Source organism: Mycobacterium sp. 852002-53434_SCH5985345 (assembly GCF_001667155.1).
Classification (GTDB): Bacteria; Actinomycetota; Actinomycetes; order Mycobacteriales; family Mycobacteriaceae; genus Mycobacterium.
This window is the reverse complement of sequence record NZ_LZIE01000042.1, coordinates 41718-56307: the sequence shown is the minus strand read 5'-3', so window position 1 is coordinate 56307 and position 14590 is coordinate 41718. Positions and strand designations below refer to the sequence as shown.

Annotated in this window: 12 protein-coding genes and 1 tRNA gene; 5 read left to right on the top strand and 8 right to left on the bottom strand. The window is 66.6% G+C overall.

Annotated elements, in window-relative coordinates:
- The first annotated feature begins 71 nt into the window (after window positions 1-71).
- Both A5756_RS09240 and A5756_RS09235 read left to right on the top strand, forming a co-directional pair.
- Entirely contained in the window at window positions 72-815 is a 744-nt protein-coding gene (locus A5756_RS09240) for a DUF881 domain-containing protein (RefSeq protein ID WP_066951008.1), read from the top strand.
- A 26-nt stretch (window positions 816-841) separates the two neighbouring features.
- Window positions 842-1528 carry an aminodeoxychorismate/anthranilate synthase component II gene (locus A5756_RS09235; RefSeq protein WP_066951003.1) on the top strand — a complete coding sequence of 229 codons (687 nt, stop codon included), beginning with the start codon at window positions 842-844 and terminating at the stop codon, window positions 1526-1528.
- Here A5756_RS09235 and pknB read toward each other — a convergent pair.
- The 7 genes from pknB to A5756_RS09200 all read right to left on the bottom strand — a co-directional run bounded on the left by pknB (window position 1506) and on the right by A5756_RS09200 (window position 11317).
- Window positions 1506-3380, bottom strand: a complete 1875-nt coding sequence (gene pknB / locus A5756_RS09230; protein ID WP_066950999.1) for a Stk1 family PASTA domain-containing Ser/Thr kinase — start codon at window positions 3378-3380, stop codon at window positions 1506-1508. The two genes, A5756_RS09235 and pknB, sit on opposite strands and share 23 nt — an antisense overlap.
- Window positions 3377-4693 (bottom strand): serine/threonine-protein kinase, encoded by a 1317-nt coding sequence (locus tag A5756_RS09225; protein WP_066950995.1) that lies wholly within the window; start codon window positions 4691-4693, stop codon window positions 3377-3379. Before A5756_RS09225 ends, pknB begins: the two co-directional genes overlap by 4 nt.
- A complete protein-coding gene (pbpA, locus tag A5756_RS09220) occupies window positions 4690-6165 on the bottom strand; it encodes a D,D-transpeptidase PbpA (RefSeq protein WP_066950992.1) in 1476 nt (491 codons plus the stop codon). The genes A5756_RS09225 and pbpA overlap by 4 nt, the downstream gene beginning before the upstream one ends.
- A complete protein-coding gene (locus A5756_RS09215; protein ID WP_066950989.1) occupies window positions 6162-7571 on the bottom strand; it encodes an FtsW/RodA/SpoVE family cell cycle protein in 1410 nt (469 codons plus the stop codon). The genes pbpA and A5756_RS09215 overlap by 4 nt, the downstream gene beginning before the upstream one ends.
- Window positions 7568-9070: a PP2C family serine/threonine-protein phosphatase gene (locus tag A5756_RS09210; RefSeq protein WP_066950984.1), complete on the bottom strand. Its 1503-nt coding sequence runs from the start codon at window positions 9068-9070 to the stop codon at window positions 7568-7570. The genes A5756_RS09215 and A5756_RS09210 overlap by 4 nt, the downstream gene beginning before the upstream one ends.
- Window positions 9067-9534, bottom strand: a complete 468-nt coding sequence (locus tag A5756_RS09205; protein ID WP_046183038.1) for an FHA domain-containing protein — start codon at window positions 9532-9534, stop codon at window positions 9067-9069. The genes A5756_RS09210 and A5756_RS09205 overlap by 4 nt, the downstream gene beginning before the upstream one ends.
- Window positions 9535-9658: 124 nt before the next feature.
- Window positions 9659-11317, bottom strand: a complete 1659-nt coding sequence (locus A5756_RS09200; protein WP_066950980.1) for a DUF3662 and FHA domain-containing protein — start codon at window positions 11315-11317, stop codon at window positions 9659-9661.
- A gap of 241 nt (window positions 11318-11558) precedes the next feature.
- Between A5756_RS09200 and A5756_RS09195 the strand changes: the two genes are divergently transcribed.
- Window positions 11559-11641, top strand: a tRNA-Leu gene (locus A5756_RS09195).
- Between the two features lie 107 nt (window positions 11642-11748).
- Here the strand turns inward: A5756_RS09195 and A5756_RS09190 are convergent.
- Window positions 11749-11997, bottom strand: coding sequence for a hypothetical protein (locus A5756_RS09190; protein ID WP_066950975.1), 249 nt, complete (start codon window positions 11995-11997; stop codon window positions 11749-11751).
- Between the two features lie 189 nt (window positions 11998-12186).
- Between A5756_RS09190 and A5756_RS09185 the strand changes: the two genes are divergently transcribed.
- Together A5756_RS09185 and A5756_RS09180 are read left to right on the top strand one after the other, a co-directional pair.
- Window positions 12187-14058, top strand: a complete 1872-nt coding sequence (locus tag A5756_RS09185) for a hypothetical protein (RefSeq protein WP_066950972.1) — start codon at window positions 12187-12189, stop codon at window positions 14056-14058.
- On the top strand, window positions 14058-14492 hold the full coding sequence (locus A5756_RS09180) for a hypothetical protein (protein WP_066950967.1): 435 nt from the start codon (window positions 14058-14060) through the stop codon (window positions 14490-14492). The genes A5756_RS09185 and A5756_RS09180 overlap by 1 nt, the downstream gene beginning before the upstream one ends.
- The last annotated feature ends 98 nt before the right edge of the window (window positions 14493-14590 follow it).

Sequence of the window (14590 nt, the reverse complement as noted above, 5' to 3'; positions counted from 1 at the left end):
CGCAGCTGCACGCACAGCTTGGCTACGAGACTAACTCACCCGGCACGCCGACCAGGAAATTGGAGAGCCGAATGAGCGACGGACGCCGGTCACCATGGCGCTTCGGCGTCCCGGTGGTGTGCCTGTCGGCGGGATTGCTCCTTGCGGCCACCCACGGGGTGTCCGGCGGCGCCGAGATCCGTCGCAGTGACGCCCCCCGGCTGGTCGATCTGGTTCGCGAGGCCCAAGCTTCGGTGAACCATCTCAACGCCCAACGCGACTCGCTGGCCGGCAAGATCGATGCCGCGCACGGACGGTCCTCGGATCTGGCGTTGGCGGCGATGCTGCGCCGCTCCGCCGAGCTGGCCGCCGAGGCGGACATGAACCCGGTCCACGGCCCAGGCCTCGCTGTCACGTTGGACGACGCGCCACGGGACGCCAACGGCCGCTTCCCGCGGGATGCGTCGCCCGACGACCTGGTGGTGCACCAGCAAGACATCGAGGCCGTCCTCAACGCGTTGTGGAGCGCCGGCGCGGAGGCGATCCAGATGCAGGACCAGCGCATCATCGCCACGTCCGTGCCCCGCTGCGTCGGCAACACGCTGCTGCTCAACGGGCGCACCTACAGCCCGCCCTACACGATCACCGCGATCGGCAACGCGGCCGCCATGCAAGCCGCCCTGGCCGCCGCTCCCCTGGTCACCCTGTACCGCCAGTACGTGGTCCGATTCGGGCTCGGCTACCGCGAAGAGGTCAAGCCCGACGTGCAGGTCGTCGGCCACACCGAGCCGGACCGGCTGCATTTCGCGCAGCCCATGGGAACCATCGGCTACTGATTTCCAGCGGACGGTAACCTGGCACGGTGCGGATCCTGGTCGTCGACAACTACGACAGCTTCGTGTTCAACCTGGTGCAGTACCTCGGCCAGCTGGGCGTCGAGGCCGAGGTGTGGCGCAACGACGACCCCCGGCTTACCGACGAGGCAGCCGTCGCCAAGCGGTTCGATGGTGTGCTGCTCAGCCCCGGTCCGGGCACCCCGGAACGTGCGGGCGCTTCGATCGGCCTGGTGGGCGCGTGTGCCGCCGAGCGCACCCCGCTGCTTGGGGTCTGCCTCGGACACCAAGCCATCGGCGTCGCCTTCGGCGCCACCGTGGACCGCGCGCCCGAGCTGCTGCACGGCAAGACCAGCAACGTCTTCCACACCAATACCGGTGTGCTGGAAGGGCTTCCGGATCCGTTCACGGCAACGCGCTACCACTCGCTGACCATCCTGCCGGAGTCGCTGCCCCCGGTGCTGGAGGTGACGGCGCGCACCCGCGGCGGCGTCATCATGGGGGTGCGGCACAGCGAGTTGCCAATTCACGGTGTCCAGTTCCATCCGGAGTCGATCCTGACCGAGGGCGGCCACCGGATGCTGGCGAACTGGCTCGCCTACTGCGGGTGGGCCCGCAACGACACACTGGTCCGCCGGCTCGAGAACGAGGTGCGGGCCGCGGTGCAGCCCTATTTCCCGGCCGAACCGGCGGCTACTGGCCGAACTTCAGCGTGATGATCCCGTCGCGGTTGCACCCGGTGCCGGCCGGCGGGTTCTGATACACCACCCGGTGGGACTGCGAGCCACCCGCGTCCACGTCGGGCCCCTTGTCCAGCACCCCCGTCCAACCCAGCGCCCGTAACCGCGGCTCGGCGTCCGCCCAGAACATGCCGCTCAGGTCGGGCATCACGAACTGGTTGCCTTTGGACACCTGTAGCTCGATCACCGAATCCACCGGAACCACCTGGCCCTTAGGCGGATTGGTGCCGATCACCTCACCGGCCGGCCGGTTGCTGTCCACCTGTGCCTGGGTGACCTTGGTGAAGCCGTAGACGGTGAGATTCTTCTGCGCGACGTCGACGGTCTGACCCGCTACGTCGGGCACCTGCTTGGTCTCCGGCCCCGAGCCGACGATGACGGTGATGACGTTGGTGATCGCCGACGTCTGGTTGGCCGGCGGGTTGGTGCCGATGACCTTGCCAAGCAGCTCCGGGCTCGACGGTGAATTGGCCTGCTTGAACTTGCTGAAGCCGGCGGCCTTGAGCTTGCTGACCGCGTCGGAGTAACCCAACGAGGACACGTCGGGCACTTCGCGTTGCTCGGGACCGGTCGAGACGTTGATGGTGACCTCGTCGCCCGCGCTCACCGAGGCGTTGGCCCCGGGGTCGGTGCTGATGACGTGGTCGGGCGGGATCGTCGAATCGGGCTTTTGCAGGGTGCGCGTCTTGAAGCCGCGGTTCTGCAGCGCGGCAATGGCATCGGCGGAGACCTGGCCCCGCACGTCGGGCACCTGCACATCGCGGGTGGTGCCGCCGAGGGTGTTGAAGGCGATGACGACGACGATCGTCAACACCGCCAGCGCGGCGACCGCGACGATCCAGCGCCCGACCGAACCGCCGTTGCGGTCGTCGATGCGACGCAGGGGTTGCCGGGGCAGCGCGTCGGTGCGCGGGCCGGGCAGGTTTCCGCCCGTCGCCAGTAGCGAGCTCCGGTCGGCGTCGGTGAGGACCTTGGGCGCCTCGGGCGGTTCGCCGTTGTGCACCCGCACCAGATCGGCGCGCATCTCCGCGGCGGTCTGATAGCGGTTGTCCGGGTTCTTGGCCAGCGCCTTGAGCACGACGGCGTCGAGGTCGGCGGAGATGCCCTCGTGCCGGTGCGACGGCGGAATCGGGTCTTCCCGCACGTGCTGGTAGGCGACGGCGACCGGCGAGTCGCCGGTGAAAGGCGGTTCGCCCGTAAGGATTTCGTAGAGTACGCAACCCAGCGAGTAGACGTCGGACCGGGCGTCCACGGTATCGCCGCGGGCCTGCTCGGGCGACAGATACTGGGCCGTCCCGATCACCGCCGCGGTTTGGGTGACGCTGTTGCCGCTGTCGGCGATCGCGCGCGCGATGCCGAAGTCCATCACCTTGACCGCATTGGTGTTGCTGATCATGATGTTCGCCGGCTTGACGTCGCGGTGGATGATGCCGTTCTGGTGACTGAAGTTCAGCGCCTGGCACGCGTCGGCAATGATCTCGATGGCCCGTCGCGGGGGTAGCGGCCCGTCGGTATGGACGATGTCGCGCAGCGTGACACCGTCGACGTACTCCATGACGATGTACGGCAGGGGGCCCGTCGCTGTCTCCGCCTCGCCGGTGTCGTAGACCGCGACGATCGAGGGGTGATTGAGGGCGGCGGCGTTTTGCGCCTCGCGGCGGAACCGCAGATAGAAGCTCGGATCGCGGGCCAGGTCGGCGCGCAGCACTTTGACCGCGACATCGCGGTGCAACCGGACGTCGCGGGCCAGGTGAACCTCGGACATACCCCCGAATCCGAGGATTTCGCCCAGTTCATAGCGGTCAGACAGGTGTTGAGGGGTGGTCATCGTGGCATCTCGTGTCGGGCCGGTGATGCGCTGAGCGTCGGTGGTTCACCCCGCCCGTACTCGGCCGGCCCTCGTTGCAGTCCAGAATTACTTATCGTCCCGCGATCCGTCCAATTGAGCCGTGGTGCGGAGCCGCTCGGGGTATTGCTCGCCGGCGGCGGGGGCGGACTGCCGGTGTCGGTGACCGTCGGCGGCGGGGGTTGCTGCTGGGTGTCCGCGCGGGAGTTGATGACGATGAGCACCGCGATGATGATGGCCAGCGTTCCGAGCACCCCGGCGGCCCACAGCAATGCCCGCTGACCCGACGAGAAGGTGCGCCGCGCCGGGGGCGGCCGATGACCGCCGGTGGCCGGCCGGGATCGGCGCGGCGCCGCGCTCCGGGTGCTCGGCACGGCGGCCGCCCGGGTCGTCGGGCTGGACGGAATCGCCGCCGGCGATGCCCTACCGGGGGGCGGTGACTGGCTGGGTCGCGGCGGACGGCGGCCGGCGCGCACCGCCGCCACGGCGTCGGCGAACGGGCCGCCGCTGCGGTAGCGCATCGCGGGATTCTTGACCAGCGTGATCTCGATGAGTTCCCGCACGTTGGGCGGCAGCTCCGCGGGCAGCGGCGGCGGGGGCTCCTTGATGTGCTTCATCGCCACGGTCAAGGCGCCGTCACCGGTGAACGGCCGCTTGCCCGACACCACCTCGTAGCCGACGACGCCGAGGGAGTACACGTCGCTGGAGGGGGTCGCGTCGTGGCCGAGGGCCTGTTCGGGGGCGATGTACTGGGCGGTGCCCATCACCATCCCCGTCTGGGTGACGGGCGCGGCGTCGACCGCCTTGGCGATACCGAAGTCGGTGATCTTCACCTGGCCGGTCGGGGTGATCAGGATGTTGCCCGGCTTGACGTCGCGGTGCACCAAGCCGGCGGCGTGCGCGACCTGCAGGGCCCGGCCGGTCTGCTCGAGCATGTCCAGGGCATGCCGCAGCGACAGCCGGCCCGTGCGCTTGAGCACCGAGTTCAGCGGCTCGCCGTTCACCAACTCCATCACCAGGTAGGCGGTGCGGCCCTCCCCGTCCAGCTGGCTCTCGCCGTAGTCGTGGACCTGGGCGATGCCGGGGTGATTGAGCATCGCGGTGGTGCGGGCCTCGGCGCGGAACCGCTCGATGAACTCCGGGTCCTGGGAGAACTCCTGTTTGAGCACCTTGACCGCGACGCGCCGGCCAAGCCGGCTGTCCACCGCCTCCCAGACCTGACCCATGCCGCCGGTGGCGATCAGGCGCTGCAGGCGGTATCTGCCAGACAGCGTCACACCAACTCGCGGGCTCATGGTCCTCCCTGGAGCGCGGCTTGGATCACAGCCCGTCCGATCGGCGCGGCGAGTGCACCTCCCGTCGCGGACAGGCGGTCGCCGCCATTCTCTACCAACACTGCCACGGCGACTCTTGGCGTCTGCGCGGGCGCGAAGGCGATGTACCACGCGTGCGGCGGCGTATTACGCGGATCGGTGCCATGCTCTGCGGTACCCGTCTTGGATGCGATCTGCACGCCGGGAATGGCCCCTTTCTGCTGTGCGACCTTCTCGGCGCCGACCATCAGCTCTGTCAGCTTAGCGGCGACCTGGGGTGACACCGCGCGGCGCTGCTGATAGGGGACCGTGGTGCTGATGTTGGCCAGGTCCGGGCCCTTGAGGCTGTCGATCAGGTAGGGCTGCATCGTGACGCCGTCGTTCGCGATGGTCGCCGCGACCTGGGCGTTCTCCAGCGGTGTCAGCGCGACGTCCTTCTGGCCGATGCTGGTCATGCCCAGCGCCGCGGCGTCGGGAATGATCCCGACGGTTGACTCGGCCACCTGTAGCGGGATGACGTTGGGGGTGGTGTCCAGGCCGAACGCGCGCGCCATGCTGCGCAGCGCGTCCGATCCGGTGTGCATGCCGAGCTGGACGAACGCGGTGTTGCACGACAGGGCGAACGCTTGTTTGAGCGACACCGTGGGCTCGTTGCCACAGGGCTGGCCGCCGTAGTTCTCCAACGTCGCGGTGCTGTCGGGCAGCACGATGGAGGACGCCGCGGTCAACTGCTCGGCGTCGGTCGCCCCGGCCTGGAGTGCGGCCGCGGTGGTGATCACCTTGAACGTGGACCCGGGCGGGTAGGTCTCCGAGATGGCGCGGTTGGTCAGCGAATTGTCGGGGTCGTCGCGAAGCCGCTGCCATGCTTGCGCCTGCACCTGGGGATCGTGCGACGCCAGCAGATTGGGGTCATAGGACGGCGATGACACCATGGCCAAGATCTTGCCGGTGGAGGGCTCGAGAGCGACGACGGCGCCCTTGCAGGGTCCACCGCACCCCTGCTGCATCGCGTCCCAGCCGGCCTGCTGGACCCGCGGTCTGATGGTGGTGTCGACGTTGCCGCCGCGCGGATCGCGGCCGGTGAAGAAATCGGCCAGCCGGCGCCCGAACAGCCGCTCGTCGGAGCCGTTCAACAATGGGTCCTCGGCGCGCTCCAGGCCCGTGCTGGAATAGCGCAGCGAGTAGAAGCCGGTGAGCGGCGCGTAGACGGCCGGGTTCGGGTAAACCCGCAGAAAGCGGAAGCGGCTGTCGGTGGCCACCGAATAGGCCAGCAACTGGCCGCCGGCGACGATCTGGCCGCGTTGACGCGAGTACTCGTCGAGCAGGACACGCTGATTGCGCGGGTCGGCGCGCAGCGAGTCGGCGGCGAACACCTGCGTCATCGTGGCGTTGAGCAGCAAGAGCACGATCAGCGCCATGACGGTGATCGAGATGCGGCGCAGAGAGGTGTTCATACCTTCTCGATTACCTCGGTCTTGGCCGCCGCGATCGGCGAGTCCTTGCGCTCACGGCCGCGTAAGGGATGCCGGGCGCTGTTGGAGATGCGCGCGAGGATGGCCAGCAACACATAATTCGCCAGTAACGACGATCCGCCGTAGGACATCCACGGGGTGGTCAGACCGGTCAGCGGGATGAGTTGCGTGACGCCGCCCACGACGATGAACAGCTGGATGGCCAGGGTGGAGGCCAGGCCCGCGGCCAGCAGCTTGCCGAAGCTGTCCCGCGTCGCGATCGCGGTCCGCATGCCGCGGACGATGACAACGGTGTACAGCATCAAGATGCTGGCGAGCCCGACGAGCCCGAGTTCTTCACCGAACGCGGCGATGATGAAGTCCGTCGACGCGGCCGGCACGGTGTCGGGTTGCCCGTTTCCCAGCCCGGTGCCGAAGATGCCGCCGGTGGCGAAACTGAACAGGGACTGGACGATCTGGTAGCCGCTGCCGTCGGGGTCGGAGAACGGGTCCCACCACATCTGCACCCGGACCCGCACATGCGCGAAGACGAAATACGCGATGACGCTGCCCACCGCGAACAGCACCAGGCCGATCACCACCCAGCTAAAGCGTTGTGTCGCAAGGTAAACCACCACCAGAAAGGACGCATACAGCAGCAGCGAGGTACCAAGGTCCTTTTCGAAGACCATCACGCCGATCGAGGTCACCCAGGCGGCCAGCAGGGGTGCGAGGTCGCGCGGGCGCGGCAGGGTCAGGCCCATGAAATGCTTGCCGACGCTGGTGAACAGGCCCCGCTTGGCGATCAGCACCGCGGAGAAGAAGATAAGCAACAAGATCTTGGAGAATTCTGCGGGCTGAATCGAGAACCCGGGGAAGCGAATCCAGATTTTCGCGCCGTTCTGTTCGGACAGCGATGCCGGCAGCAGCGCGGGAATCACCAACAGCACCAGGCCGGTGATTCCGCAGATGTAGCCGTACCGCGCCAGCTGCCGATGGTCTTTGAGAAACGTGACCACAAGTGCGAACGTGACGACCCCGACCAGGGTCCACAGCATCTGCTGGGTGGCGCTGGGGTGGTGGCGGCCGCTGAGCTGGTTGTCGACCAGGTCGAGCCGATGGATCATCACCAGGCCAAGTCCGTTGAGCAACGCCACAATTGGCAACAGCAGCGGATCGGTATAGGGGGCGAATCGCCTGATGGCCAGGTGCGCCGACCCGAACACGAGCATGAACACCAGCCCGTAGCTGATTACGTTCCAACGCAATTCGCGGTCCTGGTTCGCCTCCACGATCAGCAACGCGGCGACGGTGATCGCTGCGGCGAAGCACAGCAGCAGCAGCTCGGCGTTGCGACGGGTGGGCAGCGGAGGTGTGACCGCGACGGGCGGTTGGAGTTGGGTCGTCATGCCACCGTCCGGCAGTCAATGCCCGGTTGCGGTGGAGGCGCTGGAAGCGCGGTGACCGTTTGGGAAGTGGTCGTGGGGCCCACCGGCGACGTGGTCGCGGGGCCGGCTGTGGTGCTGGTGGGGCCGGAAGAAGCGGCGGTCGGTGCGGTGGTGGGTGCTGGCGATGCCGCGACACTTGATTCGGGGGTGCCGCTCCCGGTGGGCGGGGCGCCCGGCGGCGAAGTCGCGCGCGGCGATGGACAAGTAGGAAGCAGGTATTCGGCCAGCAACTGTCGTAACTGGGACTCGGCCTGGTCCAGGCTTCCACCGGGCAGCCCGGTCTGAACCTGAACCTGTCCGGGCCGGCGAAGGTCGCGCAGCGTCATCAGCTGACAGTTCGGATGACCGGATTCGCCGTAACCGATCAGGGAGAGTTCGTTGCGGGCGCTCAGGCAGGCCACCAGGTACGGCTGCTGCAGGGGCACGCCCAACAGCGACCCCTGAATGCCGCGGACGACCGATACCTTGCCGTCGTATTCGGCGACGTAATAATTGCGCTGGATGACCCACCATCCGATGGCCATGCCCGAGAGAACAACCAACAACGCCAGTGTCACGACGAAGAACATCCGCCGCCTGGGCCATCGCGGTCGGGCGGGTGTTTCCGGTTGTGGCGCAACACGTTTGGCGGCCTCTTCGCGGGGCCTGATGGCGGAGGCGCGGCCCGCGGAGGTGTTGGGCAACGTCATCTGGTCGTCGTCGCCGGAAACCGCGCCTGCCAGAATCGGTTGGGTTTGGCCGTAGTCGTAGTCGACGACGTCGGCGACCACCACCGTCACGTTGTCCGGGCCGCCGCCGCGCAACGCCAGCTCGATGAGGCGGTAGGCGGCTTCGGCCACGTCGGGGATCTGCAGCGCCTCGAGGATGGTTTCGTCACTCACCGGATCGCTGAGCCCATCGGAGCAGAGTAGGTAGCGATCACCGGCCCGCGCCTCGCGCATGGTCAGGGTCGGCTCGACCTCGTGTCCGGTCAGCGCGCGCATGATCAGCGACCGCTGCGGGTGGCTGTGTGCCTCTTCGCGGGTGATTCGGCCCTCGTCAACGAGGGTCTGGACGAACGTGTCGTCCTTGGTGATCTGGGTGAGTTCACCGTCGCGCAGCAGATACCCGCGCGAGTCGCCGATGTGTACCAAGCCAATTCGGTCGCCCGCGAACAGGATTGCGGTGAGCGTCGTGCCCATCCCCTCGAGCTCGGGCTCGGCCTCCACCTGCGCGGCGATGGCCGCGTTACCCGAGCGCACCGCGGTGTCGAGCTTGGCGAGCAGGTCGCCGCCGGGTTCGTCGTCATCGAGATGGGCCAGCGCGGCGATCACCAGCTGAGAGGCCACTTCGCCGGCGGCGTGACCGCCCATGCCGTCAGCCAGGGCGAGCAGCCGCGCGCCAGCGTAGACGGAGTCTTCGTTATTGGCGCGCACCAGGCCGCGATCGCTGCGCGCGGCATATCGCAGAACCAGGGTCACGGGCGCAACTCAATCGCCGTTTTGCCGATTCGAATCGGCGTTCCTATTGGAACTCGTACCGCAGTGGTCACCTTTGCCCTGTCAAGGTAAGTGCCGTTGGTCGATCCTAGATCCTCGACATACCATTCCGAACCGCGCTGAGATAGCCGGGCGTGCCGCGTCGAGGCGTAGTCGTCGGTGAGCACCAGGGTTGAGTCGTCGGCTCTTCCGATCAACACCGGCTGCCCGCTGAGTGTGATGCGCGCGCCCGCCAACGCCCCCTCGGTCACCACCAGGTAGCGCGCGGCATGGCGCCGCTGCCGCGAAGGCAGCAGGGTGCTGCGCAGCGCCAACCCGCGGCGCACCATGACGGCACCGGTGGGCGCGTAGATATCGGTCCGCAAGATCCGCAGCACGGACCAGATGAATACCCACAACAACATTAAAAATCCGGCACGCGTCAGCTGCAGTACGAGTCCCTGCATCTGGCGTCCTTTCCGTCCTGCGTCGTCCCCCTGGCGCCCGTGACCCCGAGCACATCGGCAACGTCACGATACTTGGACGGCGGTCGACGCGGGGCGAAGCACGGCAGCGTTGAGCCCAGCGCGTTTAGTGGATCCGGACGATGATCTCCGAGTGGCCCAGACGGATGACGTCGCCGTCCGCCAACTGCCACTCCTGCACCGGGGCGTTGTTCACCGTGGTGCCGTTGGTCGAGTTCAGGTCCGAAAGGAGGGCGACCTGCCCGTCCCAGCGGACCTCGAGGTGACGCCGTGACACCCCGGTGTCGGGCAACCGGAATTGCGCGTCTTGTCCACGGCCGACGATGTTGGAGCCCTCACGCAGCTGATAGGTCCGGCCGCTGCCGTCGTCGAGCTGGAGGGTGACCGTCGTTCCGGCCGCGCCATAGCCGCCGCCGTAACCGCCGTAGCCACCGGCCGGCTGCCCGTAGTCGGCCGGCTGGCCATACTCACTCGGCTGGGCGTACTCGGCCTGCTGGCCATATTCGTAGTCGCGTTGGGCGGGCTCGGCGTATCCACCTTGACCGGGGTACCCCCCGCCCGGCACGTTCTCGGCGTACTGCGTGTAATCCCCGGGGCCGTAGTCCTGCCGGCCGTATCCGCCACCCTGCTGGTAGCCCTGCTCGTAACCGGCGCCCTGCTCGTAGCCGCCACCCTGCTCGTAGCCGCCGCCCTGCTCATACCCGGCACCCTGCTCGGGGTAGGCCGGCCGCTGCTCGGGCGGAGCGTAACCACCCTCCTCGGGGCGGGCCGGTCCGCGCCCGTATTCGCCGTACCCGCCGTAGCCCTGCTGGCCGCCGCCAGGCTGACCGCCGGCAGGAGGTGGGTACCCACCGCCCTGGCGGTAGCCCTGGTCGTACCCTTGGCCGCCGTACCCGCCGGGCGCAGGAGGACGCTGCTCGTACTGGGGCGGGTAACCGCCCTGGCCCTGCTCGGGGTAGCCGCCTTGACCGCCTTGATAGCCGCGCTGTTCGGGGTAGCCGCCTTGGCCGCCCTGGTAGCCGCGTTGCTCGGGGTAGCCGCCGCCAGGGCCTGGGTAACCACCTTGCTCGGGGTAGCCGCCCTGCTGCTCGGGGTAGCCGCCCTGCTCGGGGTGGCGGGGTGGCGCATAGCCCTGCTGCGGCGGATAGCCGCCCTGCTCGGGCGGATACCCACCACGCGGATCAGGTCCCCCCTGCGGTTCCGGGCCACCCTCTTGCGGACGCCCGTAGCGGTCGTCGTAATACTCATCGCTGGGCCGCCCCGGCCCCTGAGCCCCGCGGTAGCTCGAATCGTCAGTCATTGGTGCTACTCCTCGTTCTGCGCCGAACGCACTATTTGATTGTGGCCGGACGGGATCGTTGACCGTCGGGCGGGGCTGCACATCGGGGTTGACAGCACCACGGGCGCGGTACTGGCCGGTTCGCAGGTTCGACGACTGCTCGAACCGGACGACCACCTCACCATACGTTTGCCACCCCTGTTCATGGATGTAGTCGGCCAAGTACCTAGCGAAAGCGCCCGACGTGAGATCGGGGTCGGCGCCCACCTTCTCGAAGTCGTGCCTACCGAGGGTAATGATGTATTCGTTGGGGGCCAAAAGGCGATTGCCCTGCAGCGTCTGAACACCGTCGCGGGCTTCGCGGCGCAGCAGGGCCTCGACCTCCTGCGGAACGATCGAGCCGCCGAAAACCCGGGCGAACGCGTTGTCGACAGTCGCCTCGAGCTTGCGCTCGATCCGCGCCGCCAGCCCCCGTTGGCTACTCATGCGCTGGCGTTCGCCCGCACTTGCCACGGCATGTCGCTGGCGCGCGGCAAACGATTCACGCGGTGAGTTCCCACTCCAGCATGGTATCGGGACAGCGCGATACAGCGGCACCGTCGAAACTCTGAGAACTGCGTCGGCCCTGTTCAGACGCGTTGTCCCCCAGCGTCCCACGGCGCCCAGGCCCGACCAGGCGGTTGGGGAATGCGGCTATTAGAGTGGTATGGTCCACCGGTTGTTTTCCGGGCGAGTGGCGGAATGGCAGACGCGCTGGCTTCAGGTGCCAGTGTCCTTCGGGACGTGGGGGTTCAAGTCCCCCTTCGCCCACATTTGAGCGGCTCCCCGAGCCGCATGCGTTGAGGTCACGGGCTCCGCAAGGGGCTCGTGACCTTCGTGTTTTTCCGGGCCGTGTTCTTCAGGGCGCAACCACGTCCTCAGCGCAGCCGGCCGTCGCCGTGTTCGTCGTCGCCCTCATCGTCCCGGTAGGCCCACTCGGGAAGCGGTGTATTCGGCATAGCGCCGTGCGCCGAGGCCTCGTAGCCGGGTTGGGCGCCGCCCCCCTTCCACCGCGGATCCGATCTGTTCTCCCGGGAACGCCTAATCGCGCGGGCGATCAGAGCTCCGGTTCCTACGACGATGAAGGCGATCAACGCAACCTTGAGGACGAGCAACAACAGCGCCATATCTCTTTGGCCCCCTAAACCCGCGCCGGCGTAGTGAATTGACGGCCCCGTTCCCGTTAGTAGCGTAATTGCCAGCTCAGGAGGGGTGGCAATGGTTGTCGCGGCTATACGCTCGGGTTCGGCGCGCTCTCAGGCTTCGCGGCCCACGAGGCGAGATCGGCATAACGCCGCGCTGCCACGGGCGGTGCTATGGGCCTGCCGTACATAGACATTGATGCGCTGATCGCTGAGGCCGGCGGTGACCCATGGGCGATCAACCGCAGCCTGCAGGCCGGCGATCCGTTGCAGATCTCCAATCTGGCCGCGGCCTTTCGCGAGGCCGGTCGTTGCACTGCAGAGGCAGACCACGCGTTCGAGCAAGCCCGCAACCGTTTCGACGCCGCCTGGAACCATCAGACCGGCGACCACCCGATCAACGACACCGCCGAAGTGCAGCGGGTGACGAAAACCTTGGGAGCGCAGTCCCTTCAATTACCCAAGATCGGTGCCGACCTGGAGAACATCGCCGCCGCCCTGGCCGAAGCGCAACAAGCCGGCGCCGCACAGATCGCCAAGTTGGACTCCGAGCTGCAGGGGATCTCCAACTTGCTGTGCCAAGCCGCCGCGATGTTGCAAGACAAACACCTCAGCGCTGCGGACGTGGATGCCCTGCACGCCTTCATCAGAACCTGTGAAGAAGATGCCTTACGGGACACGAAAGCCGCTCTCGCTCAGATGTTGTCGATCCGCAACGGCTACTCCAATTCTCTGCAGAAATCTCTGGATGGATTGCACACCGATGGCTACGACGGGGCCCCGCTGCATGGCCTCGACAGTGACGGCGTAGCCCCGCCGTCGGAGGAACAGCGCAATGCGCTCGCCAACATTCGGCAGATCACCGACCAGGCGGTGGTGGATCAGATGGGCAAGGTGCGTGCCGCGCAGACTGCCCTGGACAAGGCTATGGCTGACCTCTACACGCACGGGCCCGGCTCTCCGGAAGGAGAAGCAGCCAGTGCCCGACTTCCCAAGCTCAAGGCCGATCTGGCCAAAGCCCTCGACGACCTGGGAAAGATCCCCAACTACAACAGCATCGATCCGGCGTCGGTGAGCACCACTCCCGACGGCCATTTCATGTTCACCTACAAAGTCGACGGCCAGCCTGTGCAGGTTTTCGGCCAGCTCAAGGACGGCACGGGCGAATTCTTCGATCAAGCGACCGGCACGTCCTATGCGTTCAGCGGCGGCAAGTTGACCGGCATGCGCACACCGGATCCCGGGAAGGTGGAAGCCACCCCCGAGCCGCTGTGGAGCGCCATCACGCTGGCCGTCGGCGGGCCTGAACTCAAGGCCGGCGGAGAGGTGGCCTGGCAGGGCCTGAAGACACTCTTCAGTCGTGAAGCGCTGCAGGGCCTTTCCGCCGACAACGTCCTCCCCGGGGCACTAAGCGCGGCCGAGATCCGCGCGGCAATTGCCGAAGCGGACCTTCCCCCGCATGGGTCGCCAATCCCGGACGTCGGCGGGCAGCCCGTGCCGGGCGCCGCCCACCCCGGTCCGCCACCTGTCGTCGAGCATGCGCCGCACCCGGGTGGTGGTGAGGTTCCCGCCGAACATGCCCCCGCGGGTCCGCATGTACCTGTGGCGCCGGACATCCCCCCGCCGCCTGTTGTGATCGACCCAGCGCATCCAGAGTTCATCCTGGACAACCCGCTGAGCTACATGACGCCAGAGCTGCGAACGTTGTCGGAGCAACACTTGACCGGAAGCGGCGAAACCGTCCTCGGCCCATTTAGACCACCGGACGGAGGCCTCTCCTACATTGATGTCGCGCAGCAACGTGGAGCCAGCTACTTCGACCTGGGCCCAGTGTGGAACTCCTTGACGCCAACCGAGCAACTGGCAGCAAATCAGCATGTACTCGACGTGGCTATCGCTAATCGGGACACGATCAGGTTATCGGTTCCCTTCGACGAGATCAGACCAACTACGTTTACTGGTGCTGAGCTCCGATATCTCGAATCTCACGGCTATCAGCAGATCGACGACTTTACGTTTGTTCCACCACGATCAGGAGGTCGCTGATGAGGGCCCTGCTGGAATTTTTCTTGGTGTACTTCGACTTCCTGTATCTCGACCCACGCTACCGAATCACCGATTCTGAGACCGCGGCGGACGGAGCCAATGCTTCATTGACCCTGACTGGACCCACGCTCACATGGGCGTTGACCAATGAGCGCGGGCAAATGCAAATTGCGGTTGCACCAACACATCTCTTGACGCCTCGAAATTGGTTCTGGGTGTCGCTTATCAAGCAATATCTTGACAAGGAAGCGGAAATTCGATATCTGCCGGCTCCGGACGAATCGCACTGGATGCGCGAGAATGGCGACCGCGTCGAACAACTCTTTTCGGATGCTTCTAATCTGGAAGCTATCTGTGATGACATAAAGGTGCTGCGCCGCAGCAATGCGAACACCTACTGGTCAACGTGGCGGAAACAACAAGGACTTAACTGAGCTCGGCCCAGATACAAGGTTGGCAGACCCAAGGAAGCCGAATGAAGACCTTATTAGAGATCTTTATAATGCACTTTGAGTTCTTATATGCGGATTCT

Bases quoted from the DNA above. Each gene is read 5' to 3' on its own strand.
- A5756_RS09240 (WP_066951008.1), top strand. From the start codon at position 72: ATGAGCGACGGACGCCGGTCACCATGGCGCTTCGGCGTCCCGGTGGTG.
- pknB (WP_066950999.1), bottom strand. From the start codon at position 3,380: ATGACCACCCCTCAACACCTGTCTGACCGCTATGAACTGGGCGAAATC.
- A5756_RS09225 (WP_066950995.1), bottom strand. From the start codon at position 4,693: ATGAGCCCGCGAGTTGGTGTGACGCTGTCTGGCAGATACCGCCTGCAG.
- pbpA (WP_066950992.1), bottom strand. From the start codon at position 6,165: ATGAACACCTCTCTGCGCCGCATCTCGATCACCGTCATGGCGCTGATC.
- A5756_RS09215 (WP_066950989.1), bottom strand. From the start codon at position 7,571: ATGACGACCCAACTCCAACCGCCCGTCGCGGTCACACCTCCGCTGCCC.
- A5756_RS09205 (WP_046183038.1), bottom strand. From the start codon at position 9,534: ATGCAGGGACTCGTACTGCAGCTGACGCGTGCCGGATTTTTAATGTTG.
- A5756_RS09200 (WP_066950980.1), bottom strand. From the start codon at position 11,317: ATGAGTAGCCAACGGGGGCTGGCGGCGCGGATCGAGCGCAAGCTCGAG.
- A5756_RS09190 (WP_066950975.1), bottom strand. From the start codon at position 11,997: ATGGCGCTGTTGTTGCTCGTCCTCAAGGTTGCGTTGATCGCCTTCATC.
- A5756_RS09185 (WP_066950972.1), top strand. From the start codon at position 12,187: ATGGGCCTGCCGTACATAGACATTGATGCGCTGATCGCTGAGGCCGGC.
- A5756_RS09180 (WP_066950967.1), top strand. From the start codon at position 14,058: ATGAGGGCCCTGCTGGAATTTTTCTTGGTGTACTTCGACTTCCTGTAT.